This window comes from Chryseobacterium sp. GW823-FHT05E08 (assembly GCF_058795655.1).
The window spans coordinates 95,260-109,181 of record NZ_JBXAHY010000008.1 but is presented as its reverse complement, the minus strand read 5'-3'; the positions used below and the strand labels follow the sequence as shown (position 1 = coordinate 109,181).

Annotated in this window: 14 protein-coding genes; 9 read left to right on the top strand and 5 right to left on the bottom strand. The window is 34.7% G+C overall.

What is annotated here, in order from left to right; translation table 11 throughout:
- Position 1: 1 nt before the first annotated feature.
- The 4 genes from AC1Q7L_RS21120 to AC1Q7L_RS21105 form a co-directional block, all read right to left on the bottom strand.
- Positions 2–826 carry a phage tail-like protein gene (locus AC1Q7L_RS21120; protein WP_492307905.1) on the bottom strand — a complete coding sequence of 275 codons (825 nt, stop codon included), beginning with the start codon at positions 824–826 and terminating at the stop codon, positions 2–4.
- 272 nt (positions 827–1,098) lie between these two features.
- Positions 1,099–2,796 carry a ribonucleoside-diphosphate reductase subunit alpha gene (locus AC1Q7L_RS21115; protein WP_410692680.1) on the bottom strand — a complete coding sequence of 566 codons (1,698 nt, stop codon included), beginning with the start codon at positions 2,794–2,796 and terminating at the stop codon, positions 1,099–1,101.
- Between the two features lie 21 nt (positions 2,797–2,817).
- Positions 2,818–3,105, bottom strand: a complete 288-nt coding sequence (locus AC1Q7L_RS21110; protein WP_492307906.1) for a hypothetical protein — start codon at positions 3,103–3,105, stop codon at positions 2,818–2,820.
- 200 nt (positions 3,106–3,305) lie between these two features.
- Positions 3,306–4,280 (bottom strand): ribonucleotide-diphosphate reductase subunit beta, encoded by a 975-nt coding sequence (locus tag AC1Q7L_RS21105; protein ID WP_410692258.1) that lies wholly within the window; start codon positions 4,278–4,280, stop codon positions 3,306–3,308.
- Between the two features lie 428 nt (positions 4,281–4,708).
- Here AC1Q7L_RS21105 and AC1Q7L_RS21100 point away from each other — a divergent pair, with 428 nt between their 5' ends.
- The 4 genes from AC1Q7L_RS21100 to AC1Q7L_RS21085 all read left to right on the top strand — a co-directional run bounded on the left by AC1Q7L_RS21100 (position 4,709) and on the right by AC1Q7L_RS21085 (position 9,424).
- Positions 4,709–5,398: an ABC transporter ATP-binding protein gene (locus AC1Q7L_RS21100; protein WP_492307907.1), complete on the top strand. Its 690-nt coding sequence runs from the start codon at positions 4,709–4,711 to the stop codon at positions 5,396–5,398.
- A gap of 105 nt (positions 5,399–5,503) precedes the next feature.
- Positions 5,504–6,733 carry an ABC transporter permease gene (locus tag AC1Q7L_RS21095; RefSeq protein WP_492307908.1) on the top strand — a complete coding sequence of 410 codons (1,230 nt, stop codon included), beginning with the start codon at positions 5,504–5,506 and terminating at the stop codon, positions 6,731–6,733.
- 114 nt (positions 6,734–6,847) lie between these two features.
- Complete coding sequence (locus tag AC1Q7L_RS21090) at positions 6,848–8,119, top strand: ABC transporter permease (RefSeq protein WP_410692260.1); 1,272 nt, start codon at positions 6,848–6,850, stop codon at positions 8,117–8,119.
- A gap of 105 nt (positions 8,120–8,224) precedes the next feature.
- Positions 8,225–9,424 carry an efflux RND transporter periplasmic adaptor subunit gene (locus AC1Q7L_RS21085; protein ID WP_492307909.1) on the top strand — a complete coding sequence of 400 codons (1,200 nt, stop codon included), beginning with the start codon at positions 8,225–8,227 and terminating at the stop codon, positions 9,422–9,424.
- Between the two features lie 183 nt (positions 9,425–9,607).
- On the opposite strand, the gene AC1Q7L_RS21080 is transcribed toward AC1Q7L_RS21085, so the two are convergent.
- A complete protein-coding gene (locus AC1Q7L_RS21080; RefSeq protein ID WP_492307910.1) occupies positions 9,608–9,982 on the bottom strand; it encodes a Fur family transcriptional regulator in 375 nt (124 codons plus the stop codon).
- A gap of 80 nt (positions 9,983–10,062) precedes the next feature.
- Here AC1Q7L_RS21080 and AC1Q7L_RS21075 point away from each other — a divergent pair, with 80 nt between their 5' ends.
- From AC1Q7L_RS21075 to glyA, 5 genes are all read left to right on the top strand, one after another.
- The gene (locus AC1Q7L_RS21075; RefSeq protein WP_492307911.1) at positions 10,063–10,962 is read left to right on the top strand and encodes an NAD(P)/FAD-dependent oxidoreductase; all 900 of its coding nucleotides are present in this window, start codon (positions 10,063–10,065) and stop codon (positions 10,960–10,962) included.
- A gap of 121 nt (positions 10,963–11,083) precedes the next feature.
- Positions 11,084–11,410, top strand: coding sequence for an ArsR/SmtB family transcription factor (locus AC1Q7L_RS21070; RefSeq protein ID WP_410692267.1), 327 nt, complete (start codon positions 11,084–11,086; stop codon positions 11,408–11,410).
- Positions 11,411–11,469: 59 nt separating this feature from the next.
- A complete protein-coding gene (locus AC1Q7L_RS21065; RefSeq protein WP_492307912.1) occupies positions 11,470–11,943 on the top strand; it encodes a DUF6428 family protein in 474 nt (157 codons plus the stop codon).
- A 130-nt stretch (positions 11,944–12,073) separates the two neighbouring features.
- Positions 12,074–12,493, top strand: coding sequence for an arsenate reductase ArsC (locus tag AC1Q7L_RS21060; RefSeq protein ID WP_492307913.1), 420 nt, complete (start codon positions 12,074–12,076; stop codon positions 12,491–12,493).
- A 116-nt stretch (positions 12,494–12,609) separates the two neighbouring features.
- Positions 12,610–13,875 carry a serine hydroxymethyltransferase gene (gene glyA / locus AC1Q7L_RS21055; RefSeq protein WP_054510318.1) on the top strand — a complete coding sequence of 422 codons (1,266 nt, stop codon included), beginning with the start codon at positions 12,610–12,612 and terminating at the stop codon, positions 13,873–13,875.
- Positions 13,876–13,922 lie beyond the last annotated feature (47 nt).

Here is a 13,922-nt window from a genome sequence, read left to right as displayed (position 1 = left end):
ATTAGTTGCCTAAATAGATAAATACGTTAGTGATAATATTGTCCGGTTTTAAGCTTACAGCCTGACTGCTTCCTAGTGTAAAACTAAGAGAGTGGGTATGCGCTCCTGAGCTGAAAGTTGTGTCATTTACACTTGCTGTATTAGAAATCGGATTGTTAGTTCCCGCTGCAACACCATTTGTTGTTGCGTTTGCCGGATTATCTGTATAAGTATGCGTATGACTTCCTGTCGTATTGGTTGTTCCTGTGAACGTTACATTCGGTAAATTAGCTTGTACTAAAGTAAATGTATCACTTCCTGAAGCAGTTCCCATATTGTCACTTCCACTTGTATTTTTTAAATACCTGTCTGTTGCATCAGGTAAGATTGCAGAAAAGCCTAAAGCAGCGGCTCTGGCTCTTGGATTTACCGCTAACGTAGAAACCGTTCTTCCGTTTAAAAGATACCATCCGTTGTGATCAGCACTTTGGAAACCGTTTTTAATATCTCCAACTTGAGGTTTTTTTGTAGATAATTTCACCCAAGCTGTACCATTATTGTAGTAAAGACCTGGAGTTACATTGTTAGGTGAAATTCCTGCTGTTGCTGTATTGTAAACAACCATTCCTGCAGAATGTGAAGCAAGGGGAGCTGCTAAATTCGTGGCTTGAAGTGTAATTCTCGTCAACAAGAAACCTTTGTCGCTGGAATTACTTTCAAGATGTAAAACACTTTCTGAGTTTATTACGGGTGATGAATTTGAGATTTTTACCTGAGCCTTGACTTCAAAGAGGGCTGTTAATAAAATCAACATAATGATTTTATTAGCGTTAATAATTTTTGTCATAATAAGGGTTTGAAATAATTTTTATTGTGTTGTGGGCACAAAAATATAAAAAAAATACAAAATATTGTTACTTGGAAATCAACGATATACCGTCTAAATATCACTGTTTGGAGAGTATGAGCGTAAAATTTCTAGTATTAATCGCAGATAAACGAAAAATAAATGTTTATTAATGCTAAATTAAATTTTCATTAAAAATTTTAAAAACACGAAAAAAGCACGCTAAAAAACGTGCTTTTATGAATAATATGTTGAGGTTTATTACTTGTATTCTATGCTTCGCAAGCTGAACATGAAACAAAATTTACCATCATTTCTTTAGAAACTGATGAACTTCTTTGGTAATACAACGTCTTAACTCCTTTTTTCCAAGCTTCTATGTAAAGGTAGTTTACATCTTTTACCGGCATTGTAGAAGGAATCTGTAAGTTTAATGATTGAGCTTGGTCAATATACTGTTGTCTTTGAGCAGCCTGAGAAATAATCTCCATCGGAGAAATTTCCTTAAATGTTTTGAATACTGCTTTTTCTTCGTCAGTTAATTCAGCTAAATGCTGAACAGAACCGTGGTTTAACATGATCGTTCTCCAAGTTTCCTCGTTGTCTAATCCTTTTTCTTCTAATAATTTAGCTAAATACTTGTTCTTACGCATAAAGTTTCCTTTAGCCAAACCAGCCTTGTAATAGTTAGATGCAAAAGGTTCAATTCCAGGAGAAGTTTGTCCTAAAATTGCAGAACTTGAAGTGGTAGGAGCAATAGCCATTGTTGTGGTATTTCTTAATCCGTAACCTTTTAATAATTCAGGTTCTCCGTAGATATTTGCAAGCTCTCTTGAAGCTGTTTCTGCCTGTTCTTTGATGTGTCTGAAAGCTCTTGCATTGAATTGAGTCGCTTCAAAACTTTCAAACGGAATCATGTTTTTCTGTAAATAAGAATGGTATCCTAAAACTCCTAAACCAAGCGCTCTGTGACGCAATGCGAAGTTTCTAGCTCCTTGTAGATAGTAGTTTCCTTCTGTTTTTTCGATAAATTCAGTTAGAACTGCATCCAGGAAGTAAACAGCCAATTTTACAGCGTCCGTATCTTTCCATTCGTCGTACAATTCTAAGTTCATAGAAGATAAACAGCAGATGAAAGATTCTTCTCTTGTTGAAGGAAGCATAATTTCAGAACAAAGGTTACTTGCATTTACAGGCATTCCTAAGTCTTTGTAAACCTGAGGTTTATTTCTGTTAACGTTATCTGTAAAGAAAATATAAGGTAGCCCTTTTTGCTGACGGCTTTCCAATACTCTTGCCCAGATTTTACGCTTATCCATATCACCATCGATCATATCCTGCATCCAGTAATCAGGAACGCAAATTCCTGTAAACAAGTTCTGGATGGGGCTTCCGATGTCTTTAATTGATAAAAATTCTTCAATATCTCCGTGATCAATATCCAAATAAGCAGCAAAAGCACCTCTTCTTACACCGCCTTGAGAAACTACATCCATTGCAGTATCAAACAATTTCATGAAAGAAACAGCTCCTGAAGATTTTCCGTTATCCGTTACTGCAGTTCCTCTGTTACGAAGTTCCCCGAAATAACCTGAAGTTCCACCTCCAATTTTCGTCTGCATGATAACCTCGCCCATTTTGTGGGTAATTCCTTCAATGCTGTCCGGAATGTGAACGTTGAAACAAGAGATTGGAAGACCTCTCTGCGTTCCCATGTTTGCCCAAACCGGAGAAGAGAAACTGATCCATCCTTTTACGATCATTTCCTTGAAAGCCGGCTGTAATTCAGGCTTGTATAATTTTTTTGCAGCTGCGGTGGTGATTCTGTCGATTGCTCCGTCTACAGTTTCCCCTTTTAACAGATATCCTCTGTTAAGCATTTGCTCAGACTCTTCATTGAGCCACCATATATTTGAATTTTGCTCTTCCATAGATGTTTGTATGTTTTCAAACTTCCGGGTTTGTTTTATTACCCGGAAATTTTGTGTTGTTTATATTGATTGTAAAATTTCTACTTTATGAGAACCGTTCAGTCCGCTTTCATCTCTTAACCTTTGAAATTCTTTAAAAGATGGTACATTCAAAACCTCATGCTGAACCGCTTCATTGATATAATTTGAATAATGAACAAAGGTAACGCCGTCTTCTTTTACATAAACTTTATATTCAAATGTTTCTTGATCTAAATTTTTAAAATCATTCAAAAACTTCTGAATATTAACTTTGTTTTCTGAAACAAAATCGGGATTTACAGTATAAGATACGATTACGTTGATCATTATTTTTTTTGTTTGATTTTAATACGCTTGTCATTGCGAGGAACGAAGCAATCTCTTAATAATCTTAACCTCCTAATGGTTTAAAATTTCAATTATTAATATTTAAGATGCTTCGACAGGCTCAGCATGACATTGCTAATACTAACTGCTTTGACGCTCGCTTCGCTCGCGCTCTTTATCCAAAATTCAGAATCTAAAATCTAGAAAAGATCATTCGCCGTAATACTCTTATCATGCTTCGTATAATCCACAGGTCTTTTTGCAAAGAAATCATCCATAGAATTTGCGAAAACTTCCTCTTCAAACCACTTCATTGGACGGTATTGCTCTGGAGTAATATTGTAACGCGTATCCATGTTGATTTTCTTTAAACTGTCATCAACACGGTATTTCATGAAGTTTAAAAGATCTTCTTTTGAGAAAACGCTTAATTCTCCTAATTCAAAAATCCAGTCAAGGATTTCACCTTCTAATTCTACAGATTGATCAACTAACGTATAAATATCTTCAATATCAGAATCAGTCAATAAATCAGGTTGCTCTTCACGGATTTTGTTGATTAAATAAATTCCTGCATTAGCGTGAATCTGCTCATCAATAGAAGTCCAAGCGATAATATTAGAAACATTTTTCATGTATCCTTTAAATCTTGTGAAAGAAAGAATAATCGCAAATTGTGAGAAAAGCGATACGTTTTCAATCAGGATACTGAATAATAAAAGAGAAGAAACATATTCTTTCGGTGTTGTAGAATTCGCGTGCTTAAGAACGTTTGATAAGAAATCAATTCTCTTTTTTACGGCAGGAATTTCTATCACGTTAGAGAATTCTTCGCTATATCCTAAAACTTCTACCAAACGGGAATAAGCTTCAGAATGACGGAATTCGCATTCTGCAAAAGTAGCTCCAAGACCGTTTAATTCAGGTTTTGGCATGTGGTTGTATAGGTTTCCCCAGAATGTCTTTACAGACACCTCGATCTGTGCAATGGCTAAAAGTGCATTTTTTACAGCATATTTTTCGTGCGGTTCAAGTTGCGAATGAAAATCCTGAACATCTGCGGTAAAATCCACTTCCGAATGTACCCAAAACGATTTGTTGATTGCCTCTACAAATTGAAGAACCTCAGGGTATTCAAATGGTTTATAGCTTACTCTTTTATCAAAAATTCCCATATTAAAATGTCTTTAAAATTAAAATAATTAGATCACTGTGGATAAGATTCAAGAAATATTTAACGTTCTGATTATTTGAAGCTTATAATTAAAAGTTATTCACTCAACCAACGCGCTTATTTCTTGTTACGTGCGAAGCACAAAGGTCGAAAAAAAGAACTGATTTTAAAAGAGGCAAATACTAATTGGTTGACTTTTAACCTTAAAAGTTTTCCACATTTACATGAAACTTGCTCTGATATTGGCTTATACACTATTATTCAGCAAAAATAAATAAAATTGCCGAGTTACAGTTAAACACTTTATCGTAAATACCTATAAACAGAATAGAAAATAGTTAAACACTAAATTATTTGAATAAATTTTTATTCTTGTAACAAATTGAAAATTACTTCTACTTATTAGGATATAAAAACATACATCACTTAATGTTAGTAATTCAGGATCTACATAAATCATACGATACAGGAAAAAGCAAGTTGCACGTTCTCCAGGGTATTAATCTTAATATTTCCGAAGGCGAGTTTGTTTCTATTATGGGAAGTTCCGGTTCCGGAAAATCTACACTCCTTAATATTATTGGTATTCTGGATGAAAAAGATTCAGGGACTTATGAATTAGATAGTGTGCCGATCGAGCATTTATCTGAAATAAAAGCTGCAGAATACAGAAGTAAATTTCTTGGTTTTATTTTCCAGTCTTTTAATCTTATTGGATATAAAACAGCTTTGGATAATGTTGCCCTTCCTTTATATTATCAAAATGTACCGAGAAAAGAGCGTAACCAAAAAGCAATGGAATATTTGGAAAAAGTAGGTCTTGCACAATGGGCGAATCACCTTCCTAACGAACTTTCCGGAGGACAGAAACAAAGAGTTGCCATCGCAAGAGCTTTGATCACCAATCCTAAAATTGTTTTGGCGGATGAGCCAACAGGAGCTTTGGATTCTAAGACAACGCATGATATTATGAAACTTCTTCAGGATATTAATAATGAAGGGAAAACGATCATCGTTGTAACTCACGAACCAGACGTTGCAGCACAGACAAAAAGAAACGTTATTTTAAAAGACGGTATCATTGAAAGTGATGAGTTTATAAAGCAGATTGTTTTGTAGCTGGGAGCTAGAAGAAGGAGGCAGGAAGTTTAAAAATTAAGTAAAAAATATGCGGTAAGTTGGAGAGCTTCAAGCTTCAATCTTCCCGCTTCAAACCAAAAATATATGTTCGACTTAGATCGTTGGCAGGAAATATTCAGTTCTATTCGCAGTAATGTATTGCGGACGGTACTTTCGGGATTTACGGTGGCTTTGGGATTATTTATCTTCATTGTTCTTTTCGGAATTGGTACAGGATTGCAAAATGCTTTTACAGAAGGCTTTGCGAGAGATGCTCAAAACCTGATCACTATTTTTACAGGGAAAACGACTATTGCTTATAAAGGTTTGCAGTCGGATAGAACGGTGACAATGAATAATGATGACTATGATTTTTTGGTTAATTCTGATAAAGAAAAAGTAGGTGAGGCGAGTCCAAGATATCAATCAAGTTTATTGGTGAAATACGGTAAAGAGAGTGGAACTTATCAGATAAATGGAACAGATGCCGAAGAAAAATATATCGAAAACCGTAAAATGCTTGAAGGGCGTTATCTTAATTCTGCAGATTTAGCCAGAAAACAAAATGTAGCGGTAATTGGTAGAATGGTTCAAAGGGATTTAATTAAAAATGGAAGCCCAGTAGGAAAAGATTTAGATATTAATGGAACCATGTTTAAAGTAATCGGTGTATTTTCTGATGACGGAGGAGACTGGGATGAAAGACATATTTCGGTTCCTATCACTACGTTGCAGCAAATGAAAAAGGGCTCAGATACCGTGAGTACAGTATTTATTGCCTATAATGATAAATTATCTCCTCAGGAAGCTATAAAATATGGTGATGAACTACAAGATAGATTAAAAGCTAGAAAAAATGTTTCCCCAGATGACGAAAATGGAGTTCGTGTACGGAATAATGCCAAGAATATGAGTGATACATTCACTTTCATGGCAGTAATTACCGCTATTGTAACATTTATTGGATTGGGAACTTTGCTGGCAGGAATTATTGGAATCAGTAACATCATGGTCTACATCGTAAAAGAAAGAACCAAAGAAATCGGAGTAAGAAAAGCGATTGGCGCAAAACCAAGAAGTATTGTTGCTTTGATTGTTCAGGAAAGTGTGGTAATCACCGTAGTTTCAGGATTTGTTGGAGTAGGCGTTGGTGTATTGGCTTTACATTTAATCGGGGATAGTCTTGAAGAATATTTCATAAAAAGCCCGAGTGTTGGTTGGGGAACGATCATCATGGCATTTATTGCGCTTGTTTTTTCAGGATTAATTGCAGGATTTGTTCCGGCATACAGAGCTTCTAGAATCAGACCTATTGAAGCATTAAGAACAGAATAATTTGAAAAAGTGATGATTTGTAATTGAATTAAAATCATTCATCATTTATAATTTATAACTCATAATTAATAAAAGTGAACATCTTATATAATTTATAACTCATAATTAATAAAAGTGAACATCTTATTTAAAAAGGATACTTGGCAGGAAATTTATTATTCATTGAAGAATAATAAGCTTCGAACATTCCTTACCATGATTGGTGTGGGATGGGGGATGTTTCTATACGTGAGTCTTCTGGGAGCAGCAAAAGGAATGGAGAATGGCTTTGATAAAGTATTCTCAGGATTTGCAACGAATTCTATTTTTCTTTGGGCACAAAACACGAATATCCCTTATGAAGGTTTCCCGAAAGGAAGACAGGTACATCTTAATCTTCCGGATATCCAGATGCTTAAAAATAAAATCTCGGAAATTGATTATATCTCTCCACAAAATGCAAGAGGAAGTTTTACAGGAACACCGGGAGAATCAATGTCCAGAAACGGGAAAAATGCGACTTATTCTCTTACCGGAGATTATCCGATAGGAAATAAGATCTCTGAAAAGAAACTGATTTTTGGAAGATATATCAACGATGCAGATGTATCAGGAAATAAAAATGTAGTAGTGATTGGAGAAGAGGTTTACAAGAACTTTTTCGATTCTAAAAAGAATGAAAATCCTATCGGAAAATCAATCAATGTTAAAGGGATATTCTTTAATGTGATTGGAGTTTTCAGAGTGAAAAAAGGAGGTGGATTTGAGAATGACCAAACCGTTTTTATTCCACTTTCTACCTATACGAAAATGTACAATGCAGGAGACAATATTGATATGTTTGCGATTGTTAGCAAGCCTAATGCCAACGTAAATGAGGTTGAAGAGCAAGTAAAACTGGCTTTAAAGGCTAAAAATAAAGTTTCACCGGAAGATACAAATGCTTTTGGAAGTTTCAACCTTGGAAAAGAGTTTAAAAAACTGACAGGTTTCTTAACCGGAATGCAGTTATTAACCATAATTGTAGGTGCTTTAACTATTCTTGCGGGGGTAATTGCGATTTCAAACATTCTATTAATTACAGTAAAAGAAAGAACAAAAGAAATAGGGATCAGAAGAGCTTTAGGGGCAAAACCTTCGGAAGTAAGAAACCAGATTTTGCTTGAAAGTGTTGTGATAACATTGTCTTCGGGAATACTCGGTTTTATATTCGGGATTTTTGTATTAATTATTTTGAATATGGCGACTCAGGGACAGGATGAATTTCCATTTTATAACCCAACGGTAAACTATGCAAACGTATTTGGAGCCATGGCAGTAATGGTAATTTTAGGATTAATTATCGGGATGATTCCTGCGCAGAGAGCGGTGAAAATTAGACCTATTGAAGCATTAAGATCAGAGTAAGGTTTTCTGAGTTATTAATTATAAGTTTTTACAGAGCGTAATCTTTTAATTTTTAAATCATTTAATAAATAAAAACTATTCAACATTAAAAAATAAACTAGATATATGAAAAAGAAATTCACTTGGAAAAAAGCCATTTATATATTCTTGGGGCTTTTATTTGCAGTGGCATTATTCTCAGGGATTGGCTACCTTGTAAAGTCGAATTCTAAAGAAAGTGAAGCTTTCCTTACCCGTAAACCAACCATTCAGAATATGGATGATAAAGTGATGGCAACAGGAAAAATTGTTCCAAAAGAAGAAATTGAGATCAAGCCGAATATTGCCGGAATCATCGACAAAATTTTAGTTGATGAAGGTGATAAAGTGACTGCTGGACAGTTAATCGCAACGGTAAGAATTATTCCAAGTGTGAGTGATGTGAATAATGCACAGCAGGAGGTTCAAAATTCTCAGCTTCAGATCAGTAACTCTAAAATGAATGTTGAGAACATGCAGAAGCAGTTTGCGATGCAGGAGAGGTTGTTTAAGCAAGGCGTTATTTCTAAGCAGGAATACCTTAATTCTCAACAACAATTATATACACAACAGCAGAATCTTAAAAACGCTAACCAACAATTAGTAACGGCTCAAAAAAGATTACAAATTGTAAAAACAGGTGCTACTCCGGAATTACAAGGTTTTGCAACGACTCAGATTCGTTCTAAAGCTGCGGGTACGGTTCTTGAAGTTCCTGTGAAAGTGGGAAGTCAGGTAATTGAAGCCAACTCATTCAATGCAGGAACAACGATTTGTTCTATTGCAGACCTTAGCGCTTTGATCTTCCAAGGGGAAATTGATGAAGCTCAGGCTGGGAAATTAAAGCAAGGAATGGATATGAAAATCGTGATCGGAGCTTTACAGAACAAAACGTTCCCTGGGACGCTGACGATGATTGCTCCAAAAGGAAAAGACACCAACGGAACGATAAAATTCCCTGTTGAAGGTGATGTTCAGAACCCTAATAATGACTACATCAGAGCTGGATTCTCTGCCAACGGTGAAATTGTTCTAAGTTCTCAGAAAAATGCTTTGCTATTGGATGAATCATTGGTTCAGTATGAAAAGAAAAATGGTAAAGACGTTCCTTTTGTTGAGGTAAAACAAGCTAACGGAACATTCAAAAAAGTATACGTGAAGTTAGGAGCTAGTGACGGAATCAACGTTCAGGTTCTTTCAGGAATTGATAAAAATTCTGAAGTAAAAGTTTGGAATCCGTCTGATAAAGACAAAGAAGAGCTTAAAGAAAAGAAAGGCAAGAAATAATAAACTAACTAGATACATTTTATCTGAAGTCCCGAAATTTTTTCGGGATTTTTTTTGTTTAAAACTTACATGAAATTTTCAATTGAAGGGCAACTTTTACAGTGTTATTGTCATTCAGAATGAAGCGTAGCGGAATGAAGAATCTCAACCAAGCAGGAAAAAGGATAAAGGAGTGACACTTAATTAAGAACAATTCGCACAATATCCCGAAATAAATCCATTAAAATTTACAGATTGATAGCCTGCCGGTAATTTCACCTCAATCTCATTAGGAATACATTCAATTTTTCCACAGCTTAAACATCTGAAATGGAAATGATTATGTTGATGTGCCTTTTCTGAACAGTTGACGCAGAAAGCAAAATAATATTTCCCATCATCACTTAAAATTTTATGCACAATTCCATCATCACAGAAGCTGTTTAAAACTCTGTAAATGGTAGCTCTGTCAACTTCATCTCCTAATTCTTTTAATAAAATATCCTGACTAACCGCTGATTTTGAATTCTTTAAAGAATCCAGGATCAGCTGTTTTGTTTTAGTATTTCTCTTAAGCATATACAAATATATAAAATATTATTGCGATAAGGTCGCATTAAAGAAAATTTGTTTTACATTTGCAACAAGAAACAAGCAATATGAAAAACTTCGACGTAATTATTATTGGAGGAAGCTACTCCGGACTTTCAGCAGGAATGGCTTTAGGCAGATCTTTAAGAAATGTTTTAATCATCGACAGCGGAAAACCTTGTAACAGACAAACTCCACATTCTCATAATTTTCTGACTCAGGACGGGAAAACTCCAAAAGAAATAAGCACGATTGCAAGAGAACAGGTAGAAAAATATGATACGGTAAAATTTCATGATGGAGTAGTGGTGAAAATCGCTAGGCTTGATATTGGTTTTGAAGTAGAAACTGAACAAGGAGAAAAATTTTCTGCTAAAAAACTCATTATTGCGACAGGTATAAAAGATATTCAACCCAATATTCCCGGATTTGCTGAATGTTGGGGAATTTCTGTTTTGCATTGTCCATATTGTCATGGATATGAAGTTAAGAATGAAACTACTGGAATTTTTGCCAACGGAGATATCGCTTTTGAATTTTCAAAAATAATCCTGAACTGGACAAAAGACTTAACATTATTCACGAATGGAAAATCAAGTTTAAATGAAGAACAGAGTCAAAAATTAAGAGAGAAAAACATCAATATTAATGAAAACGAAATTGAAAAAATAATCCATAAAAACGGACAAATTCAAAAATTAGTTTTCAAGAATGGACAAGAATTTTCATTGAAAGCATTGTATGCAAAAATCCCATTTCAACAAAATATCAATGTATCAGAAGATCTTGGCTGTGAAATGACCGAACATGGATTTATTAAAGTTGATCCTTTTCAAAAAACAAATATTTACGGAGTTTATGCCTGCGGAGATAACGTTACAATGATGCGCTCTGTTTCAAATGCCATTGCTCAAGGGAATTTTGCCGGAGCGATGGTGAATAAAGAATTAGTGGATGAACAGTTTTAATTATATTATATTTTTTGAATCCTTGTTGTTATTTCAGCAAGGATTTTTTGTTAAATGTAGAAAAAATCTTTCATGGTTTTATTTATTATCGTAATATTGCGATATAAAATTATTTATAAAAATGGGTGCAACTAAAACAGACTTTTTTACAGAACAGCAAAACCAGATCGCGACCATCGCAAAAGCTTTAGGACATCCTGCCAGAATAGCAATCATAGAACATTTATTGAAAGTGAATGAATGTATCTGTGGAGATATCGTCAATGAATTACCGCTTGCCCAGCCAACAGTTTCTCAACATTTAAAAGAACTTAAAAACGCTGGTTTAATCAAAGGTAATATTGAAGGAAACAAAATTTGTTATTGTATCGATGATAAAGCTTTCGAAGTTTTAAATACCTATTTCTCGAATATTATTTCCACAGTAAAAAAGCAAAACTGCTGTTAAAAAATTTTTGATCAAGTTTATTGTAATATTGCAATTTGACAATTTAAAATAAAGAAAAAATGACTTTAGAACAAATTAAAAATATTCTACTATCATTAGAAAACGTAGAATTTCAATTAGAAAATGGAAAGTTTGTCCCTGAACATTTCCATGTCACAGAAATCGGAATGGTGACCAAAAACTTTATAGATTGTGGGGGGACCATGAGAAAAGAAGAAAGAGTGAATTTCCAACTTTGGAATGCTGATGATTTTGAACATCGCCTGAAACCGGGAAATCTTTTGCATATCATTACGCTTTCAGAAGAAAAACTAGGCATCGGGAATTTTGAAATCGAAGTAGAATATCAAGACACAACGATTGGAAAGTATGATCTTGATTTTAATGGAAAGAATTTTATCCTTAAAAATAAAGTAACTGCTTGTTTAGCTCAGGACGCTTGCGGAATTCCTCAGGAAAAACAAAAAATAAACCTGAGCGAATTGAAAGGTGATAAGAGTAATTCTTGCTCTCCGAATTCAGGATGTTGCTGATTATGAAACAAAAATTGATTAAGTATAAAAAAGCAATCATTATAACGTTTTCAATTATTGTTTTACAGCTTATTTTTGGATTTGATCCTAAGTTTTGTGCAATTAATATAATATGGTTATTTGTTTAGATATGAAAAAGAAAATATTGGTACTTTGTACGGGAAACAGTTGCCGAAGCCAGATCGCAGAAGGATATTTAAGATATTTTGCAGAAAATAAAGCAGACATTTACAGCGCAGGAATTGAAACTCACGGTGTTAATCCAAAGGCGATCGAAATAATGGCAGAAGATGGGATTGATATTTCAAATCACACTTCAAATCATATTAATGAGTACCAAAATATAAACTTTGATTTTGTGATTACGGTTTGTGATAATGCCAAAGAAAACTGCCCGTATTTTCCTAATAAAGCTGAAAAGTTTCATTATAACTTTCCGGATCCCACAAAAGCGGTCGGTACCGAAGAAGAGGTGAAGCAACTATTTAGAGATGTTCGGTTACAGATAAAAAATTATTGCCGGAAGTTTATTAGTGATAATGTAAGCTGAACAGGGATTTATTGATTATGATTAAATTTTTAGTCCAAAAATCATAAATGAGGATACTGAAATCTAGCCTAAAAATCCGTATATTTGGGGTGAAAAATTTCAAAATCTAAAAGTAAATGGACATTATTTTCGACCTTATTGAAAAAGAAAGACAAAGACAATCCCATGGATTAGAGTTGATTGCATCAGAAAACTTTGTTTCTGAAAATGTAATGAAAGCAATGGGAAGCGTATTGACTAATAAATATGCAGAAGGATATCCGGGTAAAAGATATTACGGAGGATGTGAAGTAGTAGATGAGGTTGAAACATTGGCGATCGATAGAGCGAAGGAGCTTTTCGGAGTTGATTATGTAAATGTTCAGCCACACTCTGGTTCTCAGGCTAATGCCGCAATTTACTTGGCAGTTTTGAAACCTGGAGACAAAATCATGGGAATGGATCTTTCAATGGGAGGTCACCTTACTCACGGTTCTGCAGTTAATTTCTCAGGAATTCAATATAATGTAGTTTCTTACGGAGTTCAGCAGGAAACTGGTTTGATTGATTATGATCAAATGAGAGAAGTTGCTTTAAGAGAAAGACCAAAAATGTTGATCGCTGGTTTCTCTGCGTATTCAAGAGATTTGGATTATGCTAAATTCAGAGAGGTTGCAGACGAGATCGGAGCTACACTTTGGGCTGATATTGCTCACCCTGCTGGTTTGGTTGCAAAAGGATTATTAAATTCTCCATTCGCACATTGCCACGTGGTAACAACTACTACTCACAAGACATTAAGAGGTCCAAGAGGTGGAATGATCATGATGGGTAAAGATTTTGAAAATACATACGGTCACAAAACTCCAAAAGGAGAAACTAAAATGATGAGCCAAGTATTGGATGGAGCTGTTTTCCCAGGAATTCAAGGAGGTCCATTAGAGCACGTTATCGCTGGTAAAGCAATTGCTTTCGGTGAAGCGTTGGATGTTCAGTTTGAAACGTATGCTAAACAGGTTAAATCTAATGCTCAGGCGTTAGCAAAAGCAATGGTAAGCAGAGGTTTTGATATCGTAAGTGGAGGAACAGACAATCACTTAATGTTGGTAGATCTTAGAAATAAAGGCGTAAACGGTAAAGAAACTGAAAAAGCTCTTGTAAAAGCTGATATTACTTGTAATAAAAATATGGTTCCGTTTGATGATAAGTCACCATTCACAACTTCTGGAATCAGATTGGGAACTGCGGCAATCACAACAAGAGGATTGAAAGAAAACGATATGGAAACGATTTCGGAATTAATCTCTGAAGTGGTTGATAATATTAAAAATGAAGAGGTTCTTACTTCTGTAAGAAAAAAAGTTAATGAATTAATGGAAGGTAAAGCGTTATTTAACTACTAATATTTACCGAATTTAAAATATGAAGAATGGGCTTATGCTCATTCTTT

Excerpts from the sequence above, each read along its gene's own strand:
- AC1Q7L_RS21120 (WP_492307905.1), bottom strand. The coding sequence starts at position 826 with ATGACAAAAATTATTAACGCTAATAAAATCATTATGTTGATTTTATTA.
- AC1Q7L_RS21110 (WP_492307906.1), bottom strand. The coding sequence starts at position 3,105 with ATGATCAACGTAATCGTATCTTATACTGTAAATCCCGATTTTGTTTCA.
- AC1Q7L_RS21105 (WP_410692258.1), bottom strand. The coding sequence starts at position 4,280 with ATGGGAATTTTTGATAAAAGAGTAAGCTATAAACCATTTGAATACCCT.
- AC1Q7L_RS21100 (WP_492307907.1), top strand. The coding sequence starts at position 4,709 with ATGTTAGTAATTCAGGATCTACATAAATCATACGATACAGGAAAAAGC.
- AC1Q7L_RS21095 (WP_492307908.1), top strand. The coding sequence starts at position 5,504 with ATGTTCGACTTAGATCGTTGGCAGGAAATATTCAGTTCTATTCGCAGT.
- AC1Q7L_RS21085 (WP_492307909.1), top strand. The coding sequence starts at position 8,225 with ATGAAAAAGAAATTCACTTGGAAAAAAGCCATTTATATATTCTTGGGG.
- AC1Q7L_RS21080 (WP_492307910.1), bottom strand. The coding sequence starts at position 9,982 with ATGCTTAAGAGAAATACTAAAACAAAACAGCTGATCCTGGATTCTTTA.
- AC1Q7L_RS21075 (WP_492307911.1), top strand. The coding sequence starts at position 10,063 with ATGAAAAACTTCGACGTAATTATTATTGGAGGAAGCTACTCCGGACTT.
- AC1Q7L_RS21070 (WP_410692267.1), top strand. The coding sequence starts at position 11,084 with ATGGGTGCAACTAAAACAGACTTTTTTACAGAACAGCAAAACCAGATC.
- AC1Q7L_RS21065 (WP_492307912.1), top strand. The coding sequence starts at position 11,470 with ATGACTTTAGAACAAATTAAAAATATTCTACTATCATTAGAAAACGTA.
- AC1Q7L_RS21060 (WP_492307913.1), top strand. The coding sequence starts at position 12,074 with ATGAAAAAGAAAATATTGGTACTTTGTACGGGAAACAGTTGCCGAAGC.
- glyA (WP_054510318.1), top strand. The coding sequence starts at position 12,610 with ATGGACATTATTTTCGACCTTATTGAAAAAGAAAGACAAAGACAATCC.